At 47.6% G+C, this 565-nt stretch carries 1 protein-coding gene; it reads right to left on the minus strand.

Going from position 1 to position 565, the window contains the following annotated elements; genetic code table 11:
* The coding region (locus E5329_RS29330; protein ID WP_135992594.1) for a helix-turn-helix domain-containing protein at window positions 1–565 on the minus strand (565 nt) is incomplete at both ends.

The raw sequence follows: 565 nt of genomic DNA on the forward strand, positions 1-565 counted from the left end.
GGCGGCATCAGGGTTTTTGGAGTAGAGCCTCACTATGTCGCCCATATCATTAAGGACATTTACGGTGTGGGTAATCTCCCGCAGGAACATGATTTCATTATATTCCCTGCCCGATTCAAATCCCATTGTCTTTGCAAGCTGTGCGCTTTCCTTGTTGCCCTTAAACTTCCTGCACGCAAGGCGGAACGAATCCACAAACAACTCATATTCCTGCAGCATCAGCAACAGCAGGTTTTTTGAAAAGTCTTCTTCGGAAGTTTCCATGTCATAGGGCAGCTTTGAAAGAATGGAGGACATTGCATCACAGATTAACATTTCCTTTTTATCCGTAATGTCAGATTCATATTCCTCCGCTTCGCCTTTCAGCCACTCTACGGAAACATGGAGTGTGTCTGCCAGACCGTCAAGGACAAGTTTCTTGGTGTTGTCAATCGTTCCTGCCTCGTACCTCTGAATGGTGGATGCGGTGACGCCCATTTTTTCAGCAACATAAGGCTGGTTGACGCCTAATTCCAGTCTCCGCTGTTTTGCCCTGCCGCCGATTATCCGGCGCAGCTCTTTGTCT

The sequence above is a fragment of the Petralouisia muris genome (assembly GCF_004793545.1).
In the GTDB taxonomy this organism is placed as follows: domain Bacteria; phylum Bacillota; class Clostridia; order Lachnospirales; family Lachnospiraceae; genus Petralouisia; species Petralouisia muris.